13 protein-coding genes and 1 tRNA gene are annotated in these 17,964 nt (G+C 74.5%); 4 read left to right on the plus strand and 10 right to left on the minus strand.

Translation table 11 applies throughout. The features are described from left to right. Positions 1 to 261: 261 nt before the first annotated feature. The 3 genes from ACFYXU_RS28815 to ACFYXU_RS28825 form a co-directional block, all read right to left on the minus strand. A complete protein-coding gene (locus tag ACFYXU_RS28815; RefSeq protein WP_389460689.1) occupies positions 262 to 954 on the minus strand; it encodes a DUF2637 domain-containing protein in 693 nt (230 codons plus the stop codon). Positions 955 to 1,303: 349 nt separating this feature from the next. Further along, complete coding sequence (locus ACFYXU_RS28820; RefSeq protein WP_389460691.1) at positions 1,304 to 2,629, minus strand: DUF3631 domain-containing protein; 1,326 nt, start codon at positions 2,627 to 2,629, stop codon at positions 1,304 to 1,306. Positions 2,630 to 2,851: 222 nt separating this feature from the next. Then, complete coding sequence (locus ACFYXU_RS28825) at positions 2,852 to 3,082, minus strand: hypothetical protein (protein WP_389461120.1); 231 nt, start codon at positions 3,080 to 3,082, stop codon at positions 2,852 to 2,854. A 95-nt stretch (positions 3,083 to 3,177) separates the two neighbouring features. On the opposite strand from ACFYXU_RS28825, the gene ACFYXU_RS28830 reads away from it, so the two are divergent. Continuing rightward, entirely contained in the window at positions 3,178 to 3,852 is a 675-nt protein-coding gene (locus tag ACFYXU_RS28830; protein WP_389460693.1) for a helix-turn-helix domain-containing protein, read from the plus strand. Beyond that, positions 3,849 to 5,459 carry a tyrosine-type recombinase/integrase gene (locus ACFYXU_RS28835; protein ID WP_389460695.1) on the plus strand — a complete coding sequence of 537 codons (1,611 nt, stop codon included), beginning with the start codon at positions 3,849 to 3,851 and terminating at the stop codon, positions 5,457 to 5,459. The genes ACFYXU_RS28830 and ACFYXU_RS28835 overlap by 4 nt, the downstream gene beginning before the upstream one ends. A 122-nt stretch (positions 5,460 to 5,581) precedes the next feature. On the opposite strand, the gene ACFYXU_RS28840 is transcribed toward ACFYXU_RS28835, so the two are convergent. The 4 genes from ACFYXU_RS28840 to ACFYXU_RS28855 form a co-directional block, all read right to left on the minus strand. Beyond that, positions 5,582 to 5,655 (minus strand) — tRNA-Thr (locus ACFYXU_RS28840). An 84-nt stretch (positions 5,656 to 5,739) separates the two neighbouring features. Then, positions 5,740 to 7,287, minus strand: a complete 1,548-nt coding sequence (locus tag ACFYXU_RS28845; protein ID WP_389460697.1) for an alpha/beta hydrolase — start codon at positions 7,285 to 7,287, stop codon at positions 5,740 to 5,742. Between the two features lie 66 nt (positions 7,288 to 7,353). Continuing rightward, positions 7,354 to 8,556, minus strand: coding sequence for a DNA polymerase III subunit delta' (locus tag ACFYXU_RS28850; RefSeq protein WP_376509916.1), 1,203 nt, complete (start codon positions 8,554 to 8,556; stop codon positions 7,354 to 7,356). A 56-nt stretch (positions 8,557 to 8,612) separates the two neighbouring features. After that, entirely contained in the window at positions 8,613 to 8,786 is a 174-nt protein-coding gene (locus tag ACFYXU_RS28855) for a hypothetical protein (RefSeq protein ID WP_376509918.1), read from the minus strand. Positions 8,787 to 8,947: 161 nt separating this feature from the next. Between ACFYXU_RS28855 and ACFYXU_RS28860 the strand changes: the two genes are divergently transcribed. After that, the gene (locus tag ACFYXU_RS28860; RefSeq protein ID WP_376509920.1) at positions 8,948 to 10,132 is read left to right on the plus strand and encodes a sensor histidine kinase; all 1,185 of its coding nucleotides are present in this window, start codon (positions 8,948 to 8,950) and stop codon (positions 10,130 to 10,132) included. Then, positions 10,120 to 10,764, plus strand: coding sequence for a response regulator transcription factor (locus ACFYXU_RS28865; protein WP_361395191.1), 645 nt, complete (start codon positions 10,120 to 10,122; stop codon positions 10,762 to 10,764). The genes ACFYXU_RS28860 and ACFYXU_RS28865 overlap by 13 nt, the downstream gene beginning before the upstream one ends. 157 nt (positions 10,765 to 10,921) lie before the next feature. On the opposite strand, the gene ACFYXU_RS28870 is transcribed toward ACFYXU_RS28865, so the two are convergent. From ACFYXU_RS28870 to tmk, 3 genes are all read right to left on the minus strand, one after another. Then, positions 10,922 to 13,444, minus strand: coding sequence for an ABC transporter permease (locus tag ACFYXU_RS28870; protein ID WP_389460700.1), 2,523 nt, complete (start codon positions 13,442 to 13,444; stop codon positions 10,922 to 10,924). A 128-nt stretch (positions 13,445 to 13,572) separates the two neighbouring features. Continuing rightward, complete coding sequence (locus ACFYXU_RS28875) at positions 13,573 to 14,346, minus strand: ABC transporter ATP-binding protein (RefSeq protein ID WP_389407708.1); 774 nt, start codon at positions 14,344 to 14,346, stop codon at positions 13,573 to 13,575. Between the two features lie 86 nt (positions 14,347 to 14,432). Continuing rightward, positions 14,433 to 17,897, minus strand: a complete 3,465-nt coding sequence (gene tmk / locus ACFYXU_RS28880) for a dTMP kinase (protein WP_389407709.1) — start codon at positions 17,895 to 17,897, stop codon at positions 14,433 to 14,435. Positions 17,898 to 17,964 lie beyond the last annotated feature (67 nt).

A 17,964-nucleotide genomic window follows, 5' to 3' on the forward strand; every position in this document is an offset into this window, starting at 1 on the left:
CCGTCCGAACGCCCGCCGCAAACGGTCCATGAACCCAGGCGACTTCAGCTGGACGGATGCCGTGTCGGTGCCGGTAGTGGCGTCGTCGTGGGAGTCACGGGGCATGGGCGTTCTCCGATGCGCGGGACGGGGCGGGCGTCAGGGGCACGGGGAGGGCCTGTGTGCGTATCCACAGGAGTGGCCCGCAGGGTGTGGACAAGGCCGTGGTCGGGGTGGTCGGAAGGGTTCCGACCACCCCGTCCGGGCTCAGGGTTGGGCCGGTCAGGAGGTTTCGGAAGCGGCCTTTGCCTCGGCCCGGAGGATCTTCATGACCTCGGTCAGTCGCTCGCCTGCCATGCCGAGCCCCTGGTCCCGAGCGGCCTTCTTCACGATGGCTCGCGACAGCTCGCCCTGCTCAGCGGCAGCGGCACGGCCGATCTCGACCAGGTCCTCCAGCGAAGCGTCCGGCGGTCGTCCGCCTCGCCGCTTGGCCTCCGAATCCCCGGCAGGCTGTTCCGGAGCCTCGGTGGTGGTCTCGCGGGTGATCAGGATGTGGAGGTGGACCGCTCCGGCCAGAGCGAGCGGCGCGATGGTGGAGAGGACGCCCACGGTGACGTCGCCCAGGTACAGGCCGTCGGATGTGACCTGTTGGTTGAGGCGGAGGGCGTGCAGGGCGTTCGCCCAGATACTTGCCGTGGTCGCTGTTCCGAACAGGGTCCACACGTAGAGGCGGGCTCGGAACTGGGCGGTGCGCAGGACGAGGAGGGCTCGTACCCCGTACGCGATGAACCCGTCGATCACGAGCGGGAAGAGGTAGGTGAGGAACCCGCGGACATGGATGGCGACGGCCATCTGCTGGAGTGCGTCGTACGAGAGGGCACACGCGGCGGCGCCGAGGGTGAGGATCGCAGCGCGGTCCCAGACCGTCGCCTGGTGGGTTGTGCTGTGGTGGGCGGGTATGGCAGGGGTGCTCAAGCGGGAGGCTCCTGTGGTGGTGGCGTGATGCGTCTTGGGCGTCTTGGCCGTTGCAAGCGCAGGTCAGGGCCGGTACGGCATGCCCGGTCGGCGTCCGTCTTGGCCGCGCCCTGGCGGGGGCGGCACGGGTCGGCCTTCCGTCTTAGGCTCATGGCCGGTGACCTGCGGCGATACGGCGCGTACGGGTGGGACGGCACGAGACGGATGCGGGCGACGTCCCCGCGCTTCACGCGGGCGGTCTGATCGTGTTGCCGTCTTGGGCCCGGTTGCCGACTTGCGCGTATGCCCTCTGACCTGCGCGATCACGGCAGGGACGGCAAGGACGGCAACAGCGGGGGACGGGACGGGGTCAGCCCTGCGGGAGGGTTGGTGCGGCGTCGACCGGGTGGACGGTCGGGCAGTAGCGGCGCCAGGGGTCGAGGAACTTGTTGCGCATGTAGCCCTTGCGCTGGGTTCCGTCGGCCATGCGGACGTTACCGGGCTTGATGCCGAACTGCCGCAGCATCAAGCCGAGGTCACGCGGGCTCAGCCCGCTGCGCCCCCACTCGGCCCACGGGCTCTCCGGGTCCTGGCGCAGGTAGTGGATCAGCTCCTCCGTGGAGAGGCTGTCGACCTCGCGCTGGGCGGCGAAGACGCGCCGGATGTCGGCCAGGATGCGGGCCCCGCTGGGGTGGTCCTCCTCGGCCGCCGCCTCGGCAGCGACCATCTGCTCGCACGCGGTACGGGCGCGGCGCGGCCAGGTGCCAGCGGCGAGGTCGGCGACGATGACGAGCGGTTCCCAGGTGTCTGCAGCGCGATCCTCGACCGGCATCGCCGGTTCCAGGTCGGCGGCCTCGTCCAGAAGGGGCCTCGCCCAGGCGGCGATACGGTTGCGCAGGTCATGGAGGGACGGGATGTCCCGCCGTGACCGGAAGGGGCGGACGGTCTCGCCTTCCGCCCGTCGGCGCATGCGGATGACCACCGACCGGTCCATGATCGTGTCGGGCAGGTCACCGATCCCGGCGATGGCCGCCATGGCGAAGGTGGCGAACCGGTGGGGTGTGTGGTCGTTGCCGACCACCCGGGTCACGTACCGGTTGCGCTGGTGGCCGGCGTTCAGCAGGCCGCGCATCTCCTCGTTCTTCTCGGCTTGTTTGGGCGTGCCGAAGATCGTGTCCGCCTCGTCCACGAGGAGCGTGGGCGGCTCCTCGGTAATGGAGCGGAAGATCGCCGCCGGCGTGGTGTTGATAGTGAGCATCGGCTCGTGGACCGTCTCGGTCAGAACGTCCAGCAGCCGGGACTTGCCGCACCGCTTCGCCGGTCCCACCACCGCCAGGCGCGGGGCGTGCTGCCACGCAGGCTGCAGATGCGTCGCCGCCACCCACAAGGTGACCGCGTCGAGCACCTGCTCGGAGGGCAGGATGACGAACTTCGATAGCTGCGTACGCAGTTCGTCGAGCAGCTCCGATCCGTGCGTCGGCGCCGGATCCGACTGTTCCGTTTCGGGACACCGCCTGGAGTGGAGGTCGGGCCGTTCATTTTCGGGAGACCGCTCGTCGGGCGGCGAGGTCTGTGCCGGATCGTCGGCGGCCCGCCCGGTCTCGACTGTGGTCAGGCCCGGCTGGCCGGGCACGGCGACCGGCGGCCACGCGGTCGTGCCCTGGTCGGAATAGGGCTCGGGCATCGCGGGTTGCACTGGGCAGCTCCTCTTCTCGCGTCGCCAGGCATACGGGCCCGGCGCGCGGGTTCGTTCGTGGGATTACGGGCGGGGGCCGTTGAGCCTCCGGCGTTGCCTCGCCGGAGGCTCTCTCGCGTCCCGAGCGGGGCGAGGGAACACGGACCGTACGTCCACTCCCCGCGACAGTCCAGCGATTCTGTGTCAGCTCAGCGCAGAATCGCCTGCTATCTTCTTCCACCCTCACGCAGCCAGCCCCAACAGGCTGAGCAGGTCCGCCGTCACCACGCGGTACGCCTTCCCCAGGCGTAGGACCCTGCACGGGTACTCGCCCCGCTTGGCCAACTCGTAGCCCTTGCTCCGCCCGAGACCCAACGCGCGGTTGCCCGTGTCCAGGTCAATGGCCGCCGGCAGGGCCAGCAGCTCGTCCCGGCTCATGCCCTTCGGGCCGGTTCCCATGATGTCGTCGCGCATGCGGCGCCCCCTCTCGTCGCAGCCCTCGGCAAACACGCTCTTCGCGTCCGACTCCAGGCCAACGAGAACCATGATGAAGAAGCTAATGTGTCGCCATGACACAACACGATTTCGATGATGAAGAGGACGACGACTTCCCGGAGTGGGTCGACCGCATCAGGAACAACGTCGCCGGCGAAGTCCGGCGCCGCAGGAAGGAGAGGGGGTGGAGCGCCCAACGGCTGGCCGACCGCTGCGAAGAACTGGGTCACCCCATCCCCCGCAACGTGATCGCCAACCTGGAATCCGGCCGCAAGGCGAGCCTGCCCCTGGTGGACGTCATGGTGCTGGCCGCGGCCTTGGAGACGTATCCGATCTGCCTGATCTTCCCCCTCGGCTACGTCGAGCAGACCCAGGAGCTCCCCTTCCACTCGCTCATCCCGACCTGGGACGCCATGCGGAAGTTCACCGGCGAGGAGTGGGACTACGAGACCGACAGTGGCCTCATGCCCGAGTTCAACCTGCACGCCAGCCTGACCCGAACTGTCATCGCCGCCCGACGCGAGGCCGAAAGCGCCACCTTCGACGCCGAGACCGCGACAACCCCCGGCCAGCGCGAGGAAGCCGAGCGGAAGGCCACCGAGTACGCCCAGCGCGCCAAGGAAGCCAAGCGCCGGCTCCTCAACCTCCGAAGCAGCATCCGCGAGGAGGGCGCCATCCCACCCGAACTGTCCCCATGGCTCGAAGACATCGAGCCACAACCTGACCCCGACCAGGAGGAAGACGCTTGAAAGGCTCCACCTACCGCCGCTGTTCCTGCCGTGACCCCAAGACCGGTAAGGAGCTAGGCACTTCCTGCCCCAAGCGCAACAGCAGGAATCACTGCACCTACTCCATACGCCAGGAGCTGCCGCCCCGCGAGGACGGCGGCCGGCGGTCCTTCGCGCGAGGCGGGTACGGCAGTCTCAAGGCCGCCCAGGCCGATCTCGACCACGTGCGGGCTCTCCTGGGGCTCGCCGAGGTCGACGACCCCGAGGGCATACAACTGGTCGCCGCGATGCTGGCTGAGGTCAGCGGCGAGAAGCTGCCCCTGCCAGACGTGGAGGAGACCCGGCGCCGGCTCAGGGCCGGCCAGGATCTCATCGGCAGCCTGACCGTGGCCGAGTGGCTGGACCGGTGGCTCTCCGGCAAGCGCATCCGAAAGTCGGGCATCAGCCGGTACGAGACCGACGTCCGCGTGCACCTCAAGCCGCACATCGGCCACCGACGTCTCGACCGGCTGCGCGTCAGCCACCTCAGCGATATGTTCACCGCCATCACCGACGCCAACGCCGAGATCCTGGAGCAGAACGCCCAGCGACGTGCGGCGGTCGAGGAGTTGGCGACCGTCCTGTGGAAGGGTGCGGCGAACCGCGCCCGCCGCAAGGCCATGAAGGCCGCGATCGACGCGATGCCGCCCTTCCGCCGCGTCACCGGCCCCGCCACACGCCAGCACATCAAGGCCACGCTCCGCGCGTCCCTCAACGACGCGATCGGGCAGCAGATCATCACGTTCAACCCGGCGGCCCATGTCGAGATCGATCCGGTGCGTAAGCCGAAGGCGCTCGTGTGGACGGACGAGCGGGTCGCCAAGTGGGAACAGACCGGCGAGAAGCCGTCCCCCGTGATGGTCTGGACGCCGGAACACACCGGCGCCTTCCTCGACTTCGTCACCGAAGACCGGCTGTACGCGATGTGGCACCTGATCGCCTTCCGCGGCCTGCGGCGCGGGGAGGCGTGCGGGCAGCCCTGGTCGGAGACCAACCTCGACCGGCATTCCCTCACGGTCACCGGCCAGCTCGTTCAGGACGGCTGGGGGGTCGAGGCGTCCGAGCCGAAGACGGACAGAGGCTTCCGCGTCGTGGCCCTGGACGACGACACCGTCCTCGTCCTGAAGCGGCACCGCGAGCAGCAGGAGGCCGACCGCGCCGAGTGGGGCTCGGCCTGGGTGAACACCGGGCTCGTCTTCACCCAGGAGGACGGCTCCTGGCTCCACCCGGGCAAGGTCACCGATCTCTTCGAGCGGCTCGTCGCCGCCTCCGGCCTGCCGCCGATCCGGCTGCACGACCTCCGGCACGGCGCGGCCACGCTCATGCTGGCGGCCGACATCGACATCAAGATCGTGTCGGACACGCTCGGGCACAGCGACACCCGGATCACGCGCGACATCTACCAGAGCGTGCTCCCCCACGTCGGCAAGAGCGCCGCCGAGGCCACCGCGAAGCTCGTCCCCCTCCAGCGCAAGGCCGAGCAAGAAGCGCAGGTCCGACAGGCCGCCGAGGAAGCGAAGAAGGCCGCCAAGGCGAAGGCCAAGCGGAAGAAGAAGGCCAAGGCCAAGAAGGCCGCGAAGAAGGGCTGACAGCCGCTCCGCTCACGCATCGCTCACGCAAGCACTTCCACGGCATCCCCGTCGTGCGCCTCGGCATGCCCCGGGCATGAAAAAACCCCAGGTCACGGCGAGTGAGTCCTGGGGTAATTCCGAGCCGCCTTCGGGATTCGAACCCGAGACCTACGCATTACGAGTGCGTTGCTCTGGCCAGCTGAGCTAAGGCGGCGCGCTGCGCAGACACATCGTGGTGCAGCAGCGTCGCCAAGTCTACACAGTTTCCGGAGGTGCTCCGACCATCCCCGGATCAGGCCTATGAGCAGCGCTTTCCGTCCTGGGGCGGGGTGCCTTCGAGGAGGTACGTGTTGATCGCGGTGTCGATGCAGTCGCTGCCCCGGCCGTACGCGGTGTGGCCGTCGCCCTCGTAGGTCAGCAGGGTTCCCGAGGAGAGCTGCTCGGCGAGGGACCGGGCCCAGTGGTACGGCGTCGCCGGGTCGCGGGTGGTGCCGACGACGAGGATCGGCGCGGCGCCCTCGGCGGTGATGCGGTGCGGACGCCCGGTGGGCGGGGTGGGCCAGTAGGTGCAGTTGAGGGCGGCCCAGGCGAGGCCCTCGCCGAAGATCGGGGAGGCCTTCTCGAAGGACGGGACGGCCTTCTGGACGTCGGCCGGGCCGGTGAAGGCCGGCGGCAGGTCCAGGCAGTTCACGGCTGCGTTGGCGGACATGAGGTTGGCGTACGTGCCGTCCGCCTCGCGCTCGTAGTAGCTGTCGGCCAGGGCGAGCAGGCCCGAGCCGTCGCCGGCCTTCGCCCGGCCGAGCGCCTCGCGCAGCTGCGGCCAGGCGCCCTCGTCGTACATCGCGGCGATCACACCGGTGGTGGCGAGGGACTCGCCGAGCTCCCGGCTCTCGCCCGTGGGCACCGGACGGGCGTCCACGTCCCGGAAGAACTTCTTCATCGCCGCCCCGGCCGCCTCGACGGACCCGGCGCCCAGGGGGCAGTCCTTCATGCGGACGCAGTCGGCGGCGAAGGCGCGGAAGGCGGTCTCGAAGCCGCCGGTCTGGTCGCGGTTGAGCTCCAGCGCCGAGAGCGAGGGGTCCATCGCGCCGTCGAGCACGAGCCGGCCGACCCGGTCCGGGAACAGCTCGGCGTACGTGGCGCCGAGGAAGGTGCCGTACGACGCGCCCACGTAGGTCAGCTTCGCGTCCCCGAGGACCGCCCGCAGGAGGTCCATGTCCCGGGCCGCCTCGACGGTGGAGACGTGGGGCAGGACCTGCCCGGACTTCTTCACGCAGCCCGCCGCGAAGTCCTTGAAGGCCGCGCTCAGGAGGTTGGTCTCCGCGGTGTCGTCGGGCGTCTGGTCGACCTGGGTGTACGCGTCCATCTGCGGGCCCGTCAGGCACTCGACGGGCTCGCTGCGGGCGACTCCGCGCGGGTCGACGGCCACCATGTCGTAGCGGGCACGGACGGGGGCCGGGTAGCCGATGCCCGCGTACCCCTGGAGGTAGCCGACGGCGGAGCCGCCGGGCCCGCCGGGGTTGACCAGCAGCGAGCCGAGCCGCTTGCCGGGGCCGGTGGCGCGGACCCGGGAGACGGCGAGGTCGATCGCCTCGCCGTCCGGCTTCGCGTAGTCGAGCGGGGCGCGCAGGGTCGCGCACTGGAAGCCCTCGACACCGCAGTCGCGCCACTTCAGCTTCTGGTCGTAGTACTTCTTCAGCTGCGGCGACGCGGACGGGGAGGCGGGCGCCGGCGGCGAGGTCGTCCGGGACGCGGCGGCGTCGCTCCCGCCCGAGCAGCCGGAGAGGATCAGCCCGGCGGCCGCGAGGGCCGTGGCGGACATACGGAGCAAGCGCCTGGAGTCCATCCCCGGAGCGTATCCGGACCGGTACGGACCGTGTCCAATCGCCCGCCGGGACCGGAGCACCGGAGGTCAGCCCCGCAGCGCCATCGTCATCGCCTCCACGGCGAGCAGCGGCGCCACGTTCCGGTCGAGGGCCTCGCGGCAGGCGAGCACCGCCTCGATCCGGCGCAGGGTCCGCTCCGGCGTGGTGTCGCGGGCGATCCGCTCCAGGGCGTCGCGCACGTCCGTGTTCGCCAGGGCCGAGCGGGAGCGGAGCTGGAGCGCCAGGACGTCGCGGTAGAAGCCGGTCAGGTCGGTGAGCGCGAGGTCGAGGCTGTCGCGCTGGGTGCGTGTCCTGCGGCGCTTCTGCCGCTCCTCCAGCTCCTTCATCGCCCCGGCCGTGCCGCGCGGCATGCGTCCGCCCTGCGCGGCGCCGAGGGCGGCCTTCAGCTCCTCGGTCTCCTTGACGTCGACCTCCTCGGCGACCTGCTTCGCGTCCTCCGCGGCCGCGTCGACGAGCTCCTGCGCCGCCTTGAGGCAGCCGCCGATGTCCTCGACGCGCAGCGGCAGCTTCAGGACGACGGACCGGCGCGCGCGGGCCCGCTCGTCGGTGGCGAGCCGCCGGGCGCGGTCGATGTGCCCCTGGGTCGCGCGGGCGGCGGCCTGCGCCACCTCCGGCTCGATGCCGTCGCGCCGCACGAGGACGTCGGCGACGGCCTCGACGGGCGGGGTCCGCAGCGTCAGGTGGCGGCAGCGGGACCGGATCGTGGGCAGCACGTCCTCCAGGGAGGGCGCGCAGAGCAGCCAGACCGTGCGCGGCGCGGGCTCCTCGACGGCCTTCAGGAGCACGTTCCCCGCGCCCTCGGTGAGCCGGTCGGCGTCCTCCAGGACGATGACCTGCCAGCGGCCGCCCGCCGGGGAGAGCTGGGCGCGCCGGACGAGGTCACGGGTCTCCTTGACGCCGATGGACAGCAGGTCCGTACGGACGATCTCGACGTCCGCGTGCGTGCCGACGAGGGTGGTGTGGCAGCCGTCGCAGAAGCCGCAGCCCGGGGACCCGCCGAGCGCCCGGTCGGGGCTGACGCACTGGAGGGCGGCGGCGAAGGCGCGCGCCGCGGTCGCCCGGCCGGACCCCGGGGGGCCGGTGAAGAGCCAGGCGTGGGTCATCTTCGAGGCCTCGGGGTCCGGACCGCCGGCGGCGTGGGCGGTCACGAGCGCGTCGGCGTCGCGCGCGGCGGCGGCGAGCTGCTCCTCGACCCGGGTCTGTCCGACCAGGTCGTCCCATACGGCCATGTCTGCCCCTCCTCAGGTACGTCCTCCATTGTGGGGCAGCGCTCTGACAACCCCCGTCAGACCTCCCTGCGGGGCCGGGTCAGCCACAGGCCGGCGGCGGAGCCGAGGAGGACCGCTCCGGTGCAGACGCTCCCGAGGATCTGCGGGGCTCCGGTCCAGCCGGCGAAGGTGGTGATGAAGACGTTCGCGAGGACGCTCGCGGCGAGCAGGAGCCAGAGAAGGGCGCGCATGGGTGCCTCCGTGGGGCGGATCGGGGAGGAGTTCCCCGGGTGCTCCCGGGGCTCTTCGATCCTGGTCGCCGCCGGGCCCGCGCACAGCGGTGCCCGCTCCCGGAGCGATGGTGTAGCCCGCTCCACCGTGGGCCCGGGGGGCCGCCGCCTACCCTGGCCCCATGCGCGAGGCGATCAAGGAAGCGGCCCGGGGATGGCTCCACCTCACGATCGGGGCCGCGATCTCCCTGCTCTGCTATCTGATGGTGGGCGTCGTCCTCTTCACCGCGTTCCTGACCGTCACGGTCATCGGAGCGGGTGTGCTGCCCGAGAGCGTGCTGCTGCTGCGGCGGCTGGCCGGATGGCAGCGGCGCCGGACGGCCGAGTGGACCGGGATCCCCGTCCCCGAGGCGTATCTGCCGCTGGAAGGGCCCCTCCCCGCGCGCGTGCGGACCGCGGTCGCCGATCCGGGCACCCGCCAGGACCTGGTCTGGGCCGCCGCGCAGCTGCTGTACGGCCTGGTGCTCTGGTACCTGTCGATGATCCTCTGGGTGCCCGCACTGCTCGTCGACGGCGTCTGGACGGGGCTCGCGGGGCGGCGGCCGGTGGCCCTGCCGCTGTTCGGCCGGCTGACCGGCCTGGCGGCCGAGTGGTCGCGCGCCCTGCTGACCCCGGTCCCCTCGGCGGCCCGGGACGCCGCCCTCGCCGCCCGCATCGAGCAGCTGACGGCCACCCGGGCGGGCGCGATCGCCGCGCACGGCGCCGAGCTGCGCCGGATCGAGCGCGACCTGCACGACGGGGCGCAGGCCCACCTGGTGGCGCTGTCCCTGCGGATCGGGCTCGCCCGACGGGCGTACGACTCCGATCCCGCGAGCGCCCGCAAGCTCCTCGACGACGCGCAGACGCAGGCCGAGGCGGCGCTGACCGAGCTGCGGCACGTGGTGCGCGGCATCCACCCCCCGATCCTGACCGACCGCGGACTGACCGGCGCGGTGCGGGCGCTCGCCGCGAGCAGCGGCCTGGAGGCGGCGGTCGCGGTGACGGGCCTCGGCGACCACGACCAGGACGGTCCGCGCGCCCCGGCGGCCGTCGAGGCCGCCGCGTACTTCGTGGTCGCGGAGGCGCTCACCAACGCCGCCAAGCACAGCGGCGCCGACCGGGCCTCCGTCTGCCTGAGCCGCGAACCGGCCGGTCTGCGCGTGCGCGTGCGGGACGAGGGCCGCGGTGGGGCCGAGGCCGGCGAGGGCGGCGGCTCCGGCCTGACGGGCATGCGGCGGCGGGTCGCCGCGCTCGACGGCACCGTACGGTTGACCAGCCCCGCCGGGGGGCCGACCGTCGTCGAAGTGGAGCTTCCGTGCGTGTGGTGATCGCCGAGGACAACGCCCTCCTCAGGGAGGGCCTGGTGCTGCTGCTGACCTCGTCGGGCCACGAGGTCGCCGGGGTCGCGGCCACCGGCCCCGAGATCCTGCCGCTGCTCCTGGAGCACCGGCCCGACGTGGCCGTCCTCGACGTGCGGCTGCCGCCGGGCTTCCGCGACGAGGGGCTGCGGGCGGCGCTGGCGGCCCGGGAGCGGCTCCCGGAGCTGCCGGTGCTCGTGCTCTCGCAGTACGTGGAGGAGACGTACGCGACGGAGCTGCTCGGCGGCGGCGCGCGGGGCGTCGGCTACCTGCTGAAGGACCGGGTGGGCCGGGTGGACGAGTTCCTGGACGCCCTGGAGCGGGTCGCGGCCGGTGGTACGGCCCTGGACCCGGAGGTCGTCACCGAGCTGATGGCCCGCCGCCGCGACGACCCGCTGGACTCCCTCACCCCGCGCGAGCGTGAGGTCCTGGCGCTGATGGCGCAGGGCCACGACAACGGCACGATCGCCCGCTCGCTGGTGGTCACCGAGCGGGCCGTGCACAAGCACGTCGGGAACGTCTTCCTGAAGCTGGGCCTGCCGCCCACCGACAGCGGCGGCCACCGCCGGGTCCTCGCCGTGCTGGCCTACCTGGACGCGTAGGACGGCACGGGGCCGCCGGGACGCCGTGGGACGCACGGGTACGTCTCGGCATCGGGACGCCGTGGGACGCGCGGGGCTTCTCTCGGCGTCGGGACGCCGTGGGACGCACGGGTACGTCTCGGCGCCGGGACGCCGTGGAGGGCACGGGTGGTACCTCTCAGCGCCCCGACCGCCTGCGGGCCACCGGCAGGAACACGCCCGCGACGACCGTGGCGAGGACGACGCCCGCGATCGCGGCGGCCTGGGCGGGCGGCACGTGGGGCGGACCACCGGTGAGCGCCCAGGCGAACGCGGTCAGCGGCACCGCGCCCACCACGAGCCCGACGAGGAGGCCGGTCGCGGTCAGGAACCCCGCCTCCAGGCCCAGCATCCGGCGCACCTGACCCGCCGAGGCCCCGACCTGGCGCAACAGGCCCAGCTCGGCGCGCCGTCCGGCGCCGATGAGGGCGAGGGTGCTCAGGACGGAGAGGACGGTGAGCCCGCCGATCGCGGCGACGATCCCGGTGGAGACGATCCCGTTCAGCGCGGCCCCGGGCGCCGTCACCGCCTCGGGAGCGACACGGGTCGCCACCACCTCGGGCGCGACGGAGGGCGTCACCGCCTCGGGAGCGACGGGGGTCCTCACCGCCTCGGGCCCCACGGAGGACGTCACCGACTCAGGAGCGGTCGAGGCGCGGCCACTTCGCGCCGCCAGGACGCGCGCGGGGTACGGATCGCTCATGTGCGGCGCCAGTTCGGCCTTCGGCAGCAGGAACTCGCCGAGCGCGAGCGACCGTTCGTAGACCGCGACCACCCGGAGCCGCCTCGGCGTCCCGTCGCCGAGCCGCAGTTCCACCGTCCCGCCGGGCTCCACGTCCAGGGACCGGGCCGTGTCGGCGCCCACGGCGACGGTGCCCGGGCGGCGCAGCCCGTCCAGGTCTCCGGCGACGACGCCCGGGTCGAGCGTGCCCGCGAGCCCGTCGGCGTCCACGCCGAGCACCGGGAGCCGGTCGAGGCGCGGCGTACCGGCCTGCGTGCGGGCGAGGACCACCGACGAACGCAGCACGTCCGTGGCCGTCGCCACCCCGGGGAGCCCGCGCACCCGCTCCGCCGTCGTCCCGGTGAGGGCGAGGTCGGCGGTGGTCGCCGCCCGGGCCTGCGCGGTGGCGGCCCGTTCCATGGTGGCGCCCGCCGAGAGCTGCACCAGGGCGAAGGAGGTGACGAGGACGACGGGGACGAGCGCGGCCCCGAGCCGGCGCGAGTGGGCTCCGGCTCCGGCGGCGGTGAGGCGTCCGGGAGCGCCGCCCAGGCGGCGCAGCGGCCGGTCCAGGACCGTCATCGCGGCCCCCGCGATCCACGGCCCGAGCAGCGCGCACCCGGCGACCAGGGTCACGGTCGCCGCCCCGGCCGCGGCCCCTGCCGCGTCGCCGCCCTGGAGCGTGGCGGTGCCGGCCGCACCCGCGCCGGCGACGAGCAGGACGATCCCGGTGACGCGGCGGGCGCCGCCCTTCCCCGGGCGTCCCGGGCGCCGGGCGGCGACCAGGACGACGAGCCGGGTGACGCCGACGACGAGCGCGGCGGCGGCGAGCACTGCGGCGAACAGCCACGGCGGGGTGGGCAGTTCGAGGCCCTCTGGCACGACTCCGGGGCGGGCCTCCAGCGCCGTCCACAGGGCGGGGAACAGCGCCGCCGAGGCGAGCGCGCCGAGCAGCGCCGCCGCACCGGCCACCCGCGTCACCTCCCGGCCCGCGGCGGCCCGCACCTGACGGGGCGTCGCGCCGATCGCGAGCAGCAGGTCCCTTTCGGGGGCGCGCTGCCGGAGGGCCTGTGCGACGAGCGAGGCGAGGACGAGGACGGCGACCATGAGGACGGTCCCGGACACGGCGCCGAGCAGTTGGAGGAGCTCGGCGCGGGCGGGCGGCGCGCCGAGGTGCTCGGCGCCGCCCCGGCCGTCCCCGGTGAGGGCGCGCAGCGGCTGCCCGGCGGCGGTGTCCTTCAGCCCGGCCCGGTCCAGGGCGGCCCGCACGCGCGCGTGGAGGGTGGCGGCGGGGACGCCGGGCTCGCCGAGGACCCCGACGGCGTCGACGGATCCGGGGTGCCCGGCGAGCCGCCGCGCCTCCCCCGCCGTGACGTACAGCGCGGCGGGACCGTCGGCGACGCCGACGACCGTCCGCCCGGCCACGGTGTCGCCGACGGCGGCGCCGAGAGCGGCACCGGCGACGGCCTCCCCGGCCCGCCGGGGCTCCCGCCCGTCGGTGAGCCGGTACGGGGCGAGCCGGGCCGCCGGCCAGGAACGCCCGGTGTACGCGCGCGTGTCGGCGCCGTCCGCGCCCCCGTCCCGTACGACGAAGGCGTGGTCCGGCACCGCCTCCCGTACCCCGGGGACGGCCCGCAGGGCGTCGGCGGCCGTCTCGGGGATCCGCACCCGCTCGGTCAGTCCGGCCGTCTCGGTCTGCGGCTCGCCGCCCCACGGCGTGGTCGTCCAGCGGATCTCCTGGTCCCCCGCGACGACGACGGGCGCGGCCGCGTACCGCTCCACGCGCGCGTGGCCGAGTCCGGCGGAGCCGAGCGCGAGGGCGAGCGTGCCGAGCAGGGCGGAGGTGACGGCGACGGCCGCGAACACGGCGGTCCAGGCCGCGCGGTGGGCCCGCAGCGACCGGGCGGCGAGCAGCCGCACGGCCGGGTTCCCGACGCGCCGCACGGACGGCCCGCCGCTCCCGCCCACCGCCCGCTCCCGTGCCCGCCTCACCGCGCCACCGCCAGGCGCCCCCATCCCCGCCGTACGGTTCATCGCGCCACCGCCAGGCGCTCCCATCCCCGCCGTACGCCTCATCGCGCCACCGCCAGGCGCCGCGCGGGCCCTGCGGGCGCGCCGAGCGCCGCCCGTACGCCCGCCTCGTCCGGGCGGTCGAGGCGGCCGGTGATCCGGCCCCGGTCCAGGAACACGGCCTCGTCCGTCCAGGTGGCGGCGACCGGGTCGTGGGTGACCAGGACGACCGTGCGGCCCCGCTCGTCGACCGCGCGCCGCAGCAGCGCGAGGACTCCGGCCGCGGTGACGGGGTCGAGGGCGGCGGTCGGCTCGTCGGCGAAGATCACCTCGGGCTCGTCGATCAGGGCTCGGGCGATCGCCACCCGCTGGCGCTGGCCGCCGGAGAGGCTCTCGGGCCGGTCCTCGGCCCGGTCGGCGAGCCCGACGGCGTCGAGGCCGGCCAGGGCGCGGGCGTCGAGGGCCCGCCCCTCGCGGGCCCCGGCGAGGAGCAGCGGCAGGGTGACGTTCTCCCGCACGTTCAGGGCGCTGACGAGGTTCAGCGACTGGAAGACGAAGCCGATCCGGTCGCGCCGGAGCCGGGTCAGACCGGCCGCCTTGAGGGTCGCGAGGTCGGTGCCCCCGATCCGTACCCGCCCGGCCGTCGGCCGTTCGAGTCCCGCCGCGCAGCGCAGCAGGGTGGACTTGCCGGAGCCCGAGCGGCCCATCACGGCCACGAAGCGTCCGCGCGGCACGACCAGGTCGACCCCGTCGAGCGCGGGCGCGCCGCGCCCGTAGGTGCGGGTCACCCCGTCCAGGGCAAGGGCGGAATGCTCCGTCACTGCTGTCGTCTTCATACCGCCCACGCTAGAAAAGCGCAGGTCACGACGGTATGGAGCCCGCTACCGGAGTGGGGGTGGAGCCAGCTCCACCCCCACGGGCCTCAGCGGCGGCGGCTGCGGCCGTCGTCCTCGTCGTCGTGCGGGCCGAACAGCTCGTCCGCGAGGGTCGGCAGGTCGTCGAGCGGGGTCTCCTCGGCCCAGTCGGAGCGGCGGCGGGGCCGGCCGTTCTCGTCGAGCTGGGGCAGCTCGCGGGTCCGGTCGTTGGCGCCGTCCGGCTCGGACCGCTCGTCGCGGAAGATGCCCGGAGGCACCCGGTCCACCGGGTCGGACGCCTTGGCGTCGCGGACGGTGGGCAGCACCGCGGTCTCGTCGGCGGCACGCACGACGGGCAGCACGGCGGTCTCGTCGGCGGCCCGGGGGTCGCGGATCTGCGGCAGGACGGCGGTCTCCGCCTCCGGCCGCTCGGACGGCACCGGCTTCGACGCCGCCGTCCGCTCCGACGCCGACGCCCGCTTCGACGTCGTGGTCCGCTTCGACCCCGAGCCCTGCTCCGTGGCCGAGGACCGATCCGACGCCTGCTCCGGCTTCACGATCGGGGTGGCCACGGTGATCTCTTCCGGCGAGACGGTCGGCGCGTCCGGCCGCACGATCGGGGTCGCCACGGTGACCTCGTTCGCCGACTCGGAGGCGGCACGAGAGGCCCGCTCGGACGAGGCACTCTCCGCGGCGGCCCGCTCGGACGAGTCCTTCTCCGCGGCGGCCCGCTCGGCGGCCGCGGTCCGCTCGGCGGCGGCCCGCTCCGCGGCCTCCCGCTCCCGGGCGGCCTTCTCCCGGCCCGCCTTCGCGGCCTCGGCGCGCTGCGCGGCGGCGATCTCCGCCGCCGCGCGCTCGGCGGCGGCGCGTTCGGCCGCGGCCCTCGTGGCGGCCTCGGCTGCGGCCTTCGCGGCTGCGGCCTTGGCGGCAGCCTCCTCCGCGGCCTTCGCGGCGGCCGCGGCCTCGGCCGTCCGGCGGGCCTCCTCGGCGCGGAGCAGCGCCTCCTCGGCCTTGCGCTGCTTCTCCAGGCGGCGCTCCTCGGCCTCCTTGCGGAGCCGGGCCTCCTCCTCGGCCTCCTTGCGGAGCCGCTCTTCCTCCTCCTTGCGGGCCTTCTCCTCCGCGGCGCGGCGGCGGGCCTCCTCCTCGGCGGCGAGCCGGGCCTCCTCGGCCCTGCGGCGGGCCTCCTCGGCCTGCCGTTCGGCCTCCAGGCGGCGCGCCTCCTCCTCCTCGCGGCGCTTGCGCTCCTCCTCCTCGGCACGGAGCCGGGCGAGCTGCTCCTGGCGCTCGCGCTCCAGGCGCTCCTCCTCCGCCTTGCGCGCGGCCTCTTCCTCGGCCAGGCGCCGGGCCTCCTCCTCCGCCTTCCGGCGGGCCTCCTCGGCGGCCTTCACCTCGGCCTCGGAGAGCGGCAGCATCCGGTCGAGCCGGTGGCGCACGACGGTGGTGACGGCCTCCGGCTCCTGGCCGGCGTCGACGACGAGGTAGCGGCTGGGGTCGGCGGCGGCGAGGGCGAGGAATCCGGCCCGTACGCGCGCGTGGAACTCCGGCGGCTCGGACTCCAGCCGGTCGGGCGCCTCGGTGAACCGTTCCCTCGCGGTCTCCGGGGAGACGTCGAGGACGACGGTCAGGTGCGGGACGAGGCCGTCGGTCGCCCAGCGGGAGATGCGGGCGATCTCGGTCGGGGACAGGTCGCGTCCGGCGCCCTGGTAGGCCACGGACGAGTCGATGTACCGGTCGGAGAGGACGATCGCGCCCCGCTCCAGGGCCGGGCGGACCAGGGAGTCGACGTGCTCGGCGCGGTCGGCCGCGTACAGCAGGGCCTCGGCGCGGTTCGAGAGGCCCGCCGACGAGACGTCGAGGAGGATCGAGCGCAGCCGCTTGCCGATCGGGGTGGCACCCGGCTCGCGGGTGACGACGACCTCGTGGCCCTTGGCGCGGATCCACTCGGCGAGCGCCTGGACCTGAGTGGACTTCCCGGCGCCGTCGCCGCCCTCCAGGGCGATGAAGAAGCCGGTCGGGGAGGGTGCCTGGACCGGGTCGGAGCCGCGCAGCGCGTCGCGCAGGTCGCGGCGGAGCGGGACGCCCGCCCGGTCGTCGGTCTTCGCGAGGATCAGCGCGGCCACCGGGAGCAGCAGGGCGCCGACGAGGGCGAGGGTGAAGGCGGCGCCGCCGTGCGCGAAGACGAACTCGCCGGACGCGAGCCGGTGCGGCCCGATCGCGGCGGCGAGCAGCGGGGCGGCGAGCGCGCCGAGGCCCATGGCGACACGGGCGGTGGCCTGGAGGTGCTCGGTGGTGCGGGCCCGGCGGGGCTCCTCGGTCTCCTGGTCGATCAGGGTGTGGCCGGTGTTCGCGGCGACCCCGGCGGCGTATCCGGCGAGGACGGCGAGGAAGAGGACGGTGGCCGTGTCCGGGACCAGGCCCATCGCGATCAGGGCGACCCCGGTGACGGCGATCGCGAGGGCGAGGAGCCGGCGCCGGGACAGGACGGGCAGGACCGAGCCGGCGGTGCGGATGCCGACGGCGGTGGCGCCGCTGAGCGCGAGGATCAGGAGGGCGTACGTGACGGGCCCGCCGCCCAGGTCGAAGGCGTCGAGCACGGCGACGGACGCGGCGGCGGCGATCGCCCCGGCGACGGTCGCGGAGGCGAGGACGAGCAGCGGCAGGGCGCCGGTGCGGCCCCGGCCCCCGTCGGGGCCGGTCTTCGCGGACGGGCGGCGCAGGCCCTCCAGGGGCGAGCGGGGCCGGGGGGTCTCGCCGCCGGGGAGGGTCATCGCGTACAGGACGGTGACGGAGGCGGCGAAGAGTCCGGCGGCGACGTAGGCGCCGAGGGCGGCCTGGTGCAGCGTGAACCAGTCGATGCCGGCGCCCAGCAGGTTCCCGACGAGGGTGGCGACGAGCAGGACGGCGGCCGCGGCGGGCACGGCGAGGAAGCCGGTCCGCTGGGACAGCCGGCGCAGCGCGCCGAGGTGGTCGGGCAGCGGGCGCACGGCGGCGCCCTCCAGCGGCGGCGCGGGCAGCAGCGCGGGCGCGGCGCCCTCGCGGCCGACGGTCCACAGGCGCTCGGCGGCGCCCGCGACGAAGACGGTGCCGAGCAGGTACCAGAGGGCGCTGCCGGGGGTCCAGTCGATCCACAGCGGGGCGATGACGAGCAGCGCGATCCGCACCCCGTCGGCGCCGATCATGGTCCAGCGCCGGTCGAGCGCGCCGGACGGCCCGGTGAGGGCGGTCAGGGGGCCGAGCAGGACGGCGCCGAAGAGGACCGAGGCGAGGAGGCGGGCGCCGACGACGGTGGCCACGGCCAGCGCGGCCCCCCGGTAGCCGCCCCCGAGCGCGCCCTCGGCGACCGCGGCCTGGAGGCCGAGGAGGACGAGGACCAGGAGGGCGAGCGCGTCACCGGTGCTGCCGACCAGGTGGGCGCTCCACAGCCGGCGCAAGGGCTGATGGCGCAACAGGGCGCGTACGGCGCGCTCCCGGGAATCCGCGACGAGTGCCGCGTCGGAATCGCCCAGGCGGTCTGGCTGCTCTGCTCGCGTCATCCGTCCACCCTATCCGGACGGTCCAGCTCCCCGTGGCCCGCGCCCGAACAAACGTGGGAGGGCGGGA

The sequence above is a fragment of the Streptomyces sp. NPDC002232 genome, assembly GCF_042890295.1.
Lineage (GTDB): Bacteria > Actinomycetota > Actinomycetes > Streptomycetales > Streptomycetaceae > Streptomyces.

Bases quoted from the DNA above. Each gene is read 5' to 3' on its own strand.
- ACFYXU_RS28845 (WP_389460697.1), bottom strand. From the start codon at position 7,287: ATGGACTCCAGGCGCTTGCTCCGTATGTCCGCCACGGCCCTCGCGGCC.
- ACFYXU_RS28825 (WP_389461120.1), bottom strand. From the start codon at position 3,082: ATGCGCGACGACATCATGGGAACCGGCCCGAAGGGCATGAGCCGGGAC.
- tmk (WP_389407709.1), bottom strand. From the start codon at position 17,897: ATGACGCGAGCAGAGCAGCCAGACCGCCTGGGCGATTCCGACGCGGCA.
- ACFYXU_RS28830 (WP_389460693.1), top strand. From the start codon at position 3,178: ATGACACAACACGATTTCGATGATGAAGAGGACGACGACTTCCCGGAG.
- ACFYXU_RS28875 (WP_389407708.1), bottom strand. From the start codon at position 14,346: ATGAAGACGACAGCAGTGACGGAGCATTCCGCCCTTGCCCTGGACGGG.
- ACFYXU_RS28855 (WP_376509918.1), bottom strand. From the start codon at position 8,786: ATGCGCGCCCTTCTCTGGCTCCTGCTCGCCGCGAGCGTCCTCGCGAAC.
- ACFYXU_RS28860 (WP_376509920.1), top strand. From the start codon at position 8,948: ATGCGCGAGGCGATCAAGGAAGCGGCCCGGGGATGGCTCCACCTCACG.
- ACFYXU_RS28850 (WP_376509916.1), bottom strand. From the start codon at position 8,556: ATGGCCGTATGGGACGACCTGGTCGGACAGACCCGGGTCGAGGAGCAG.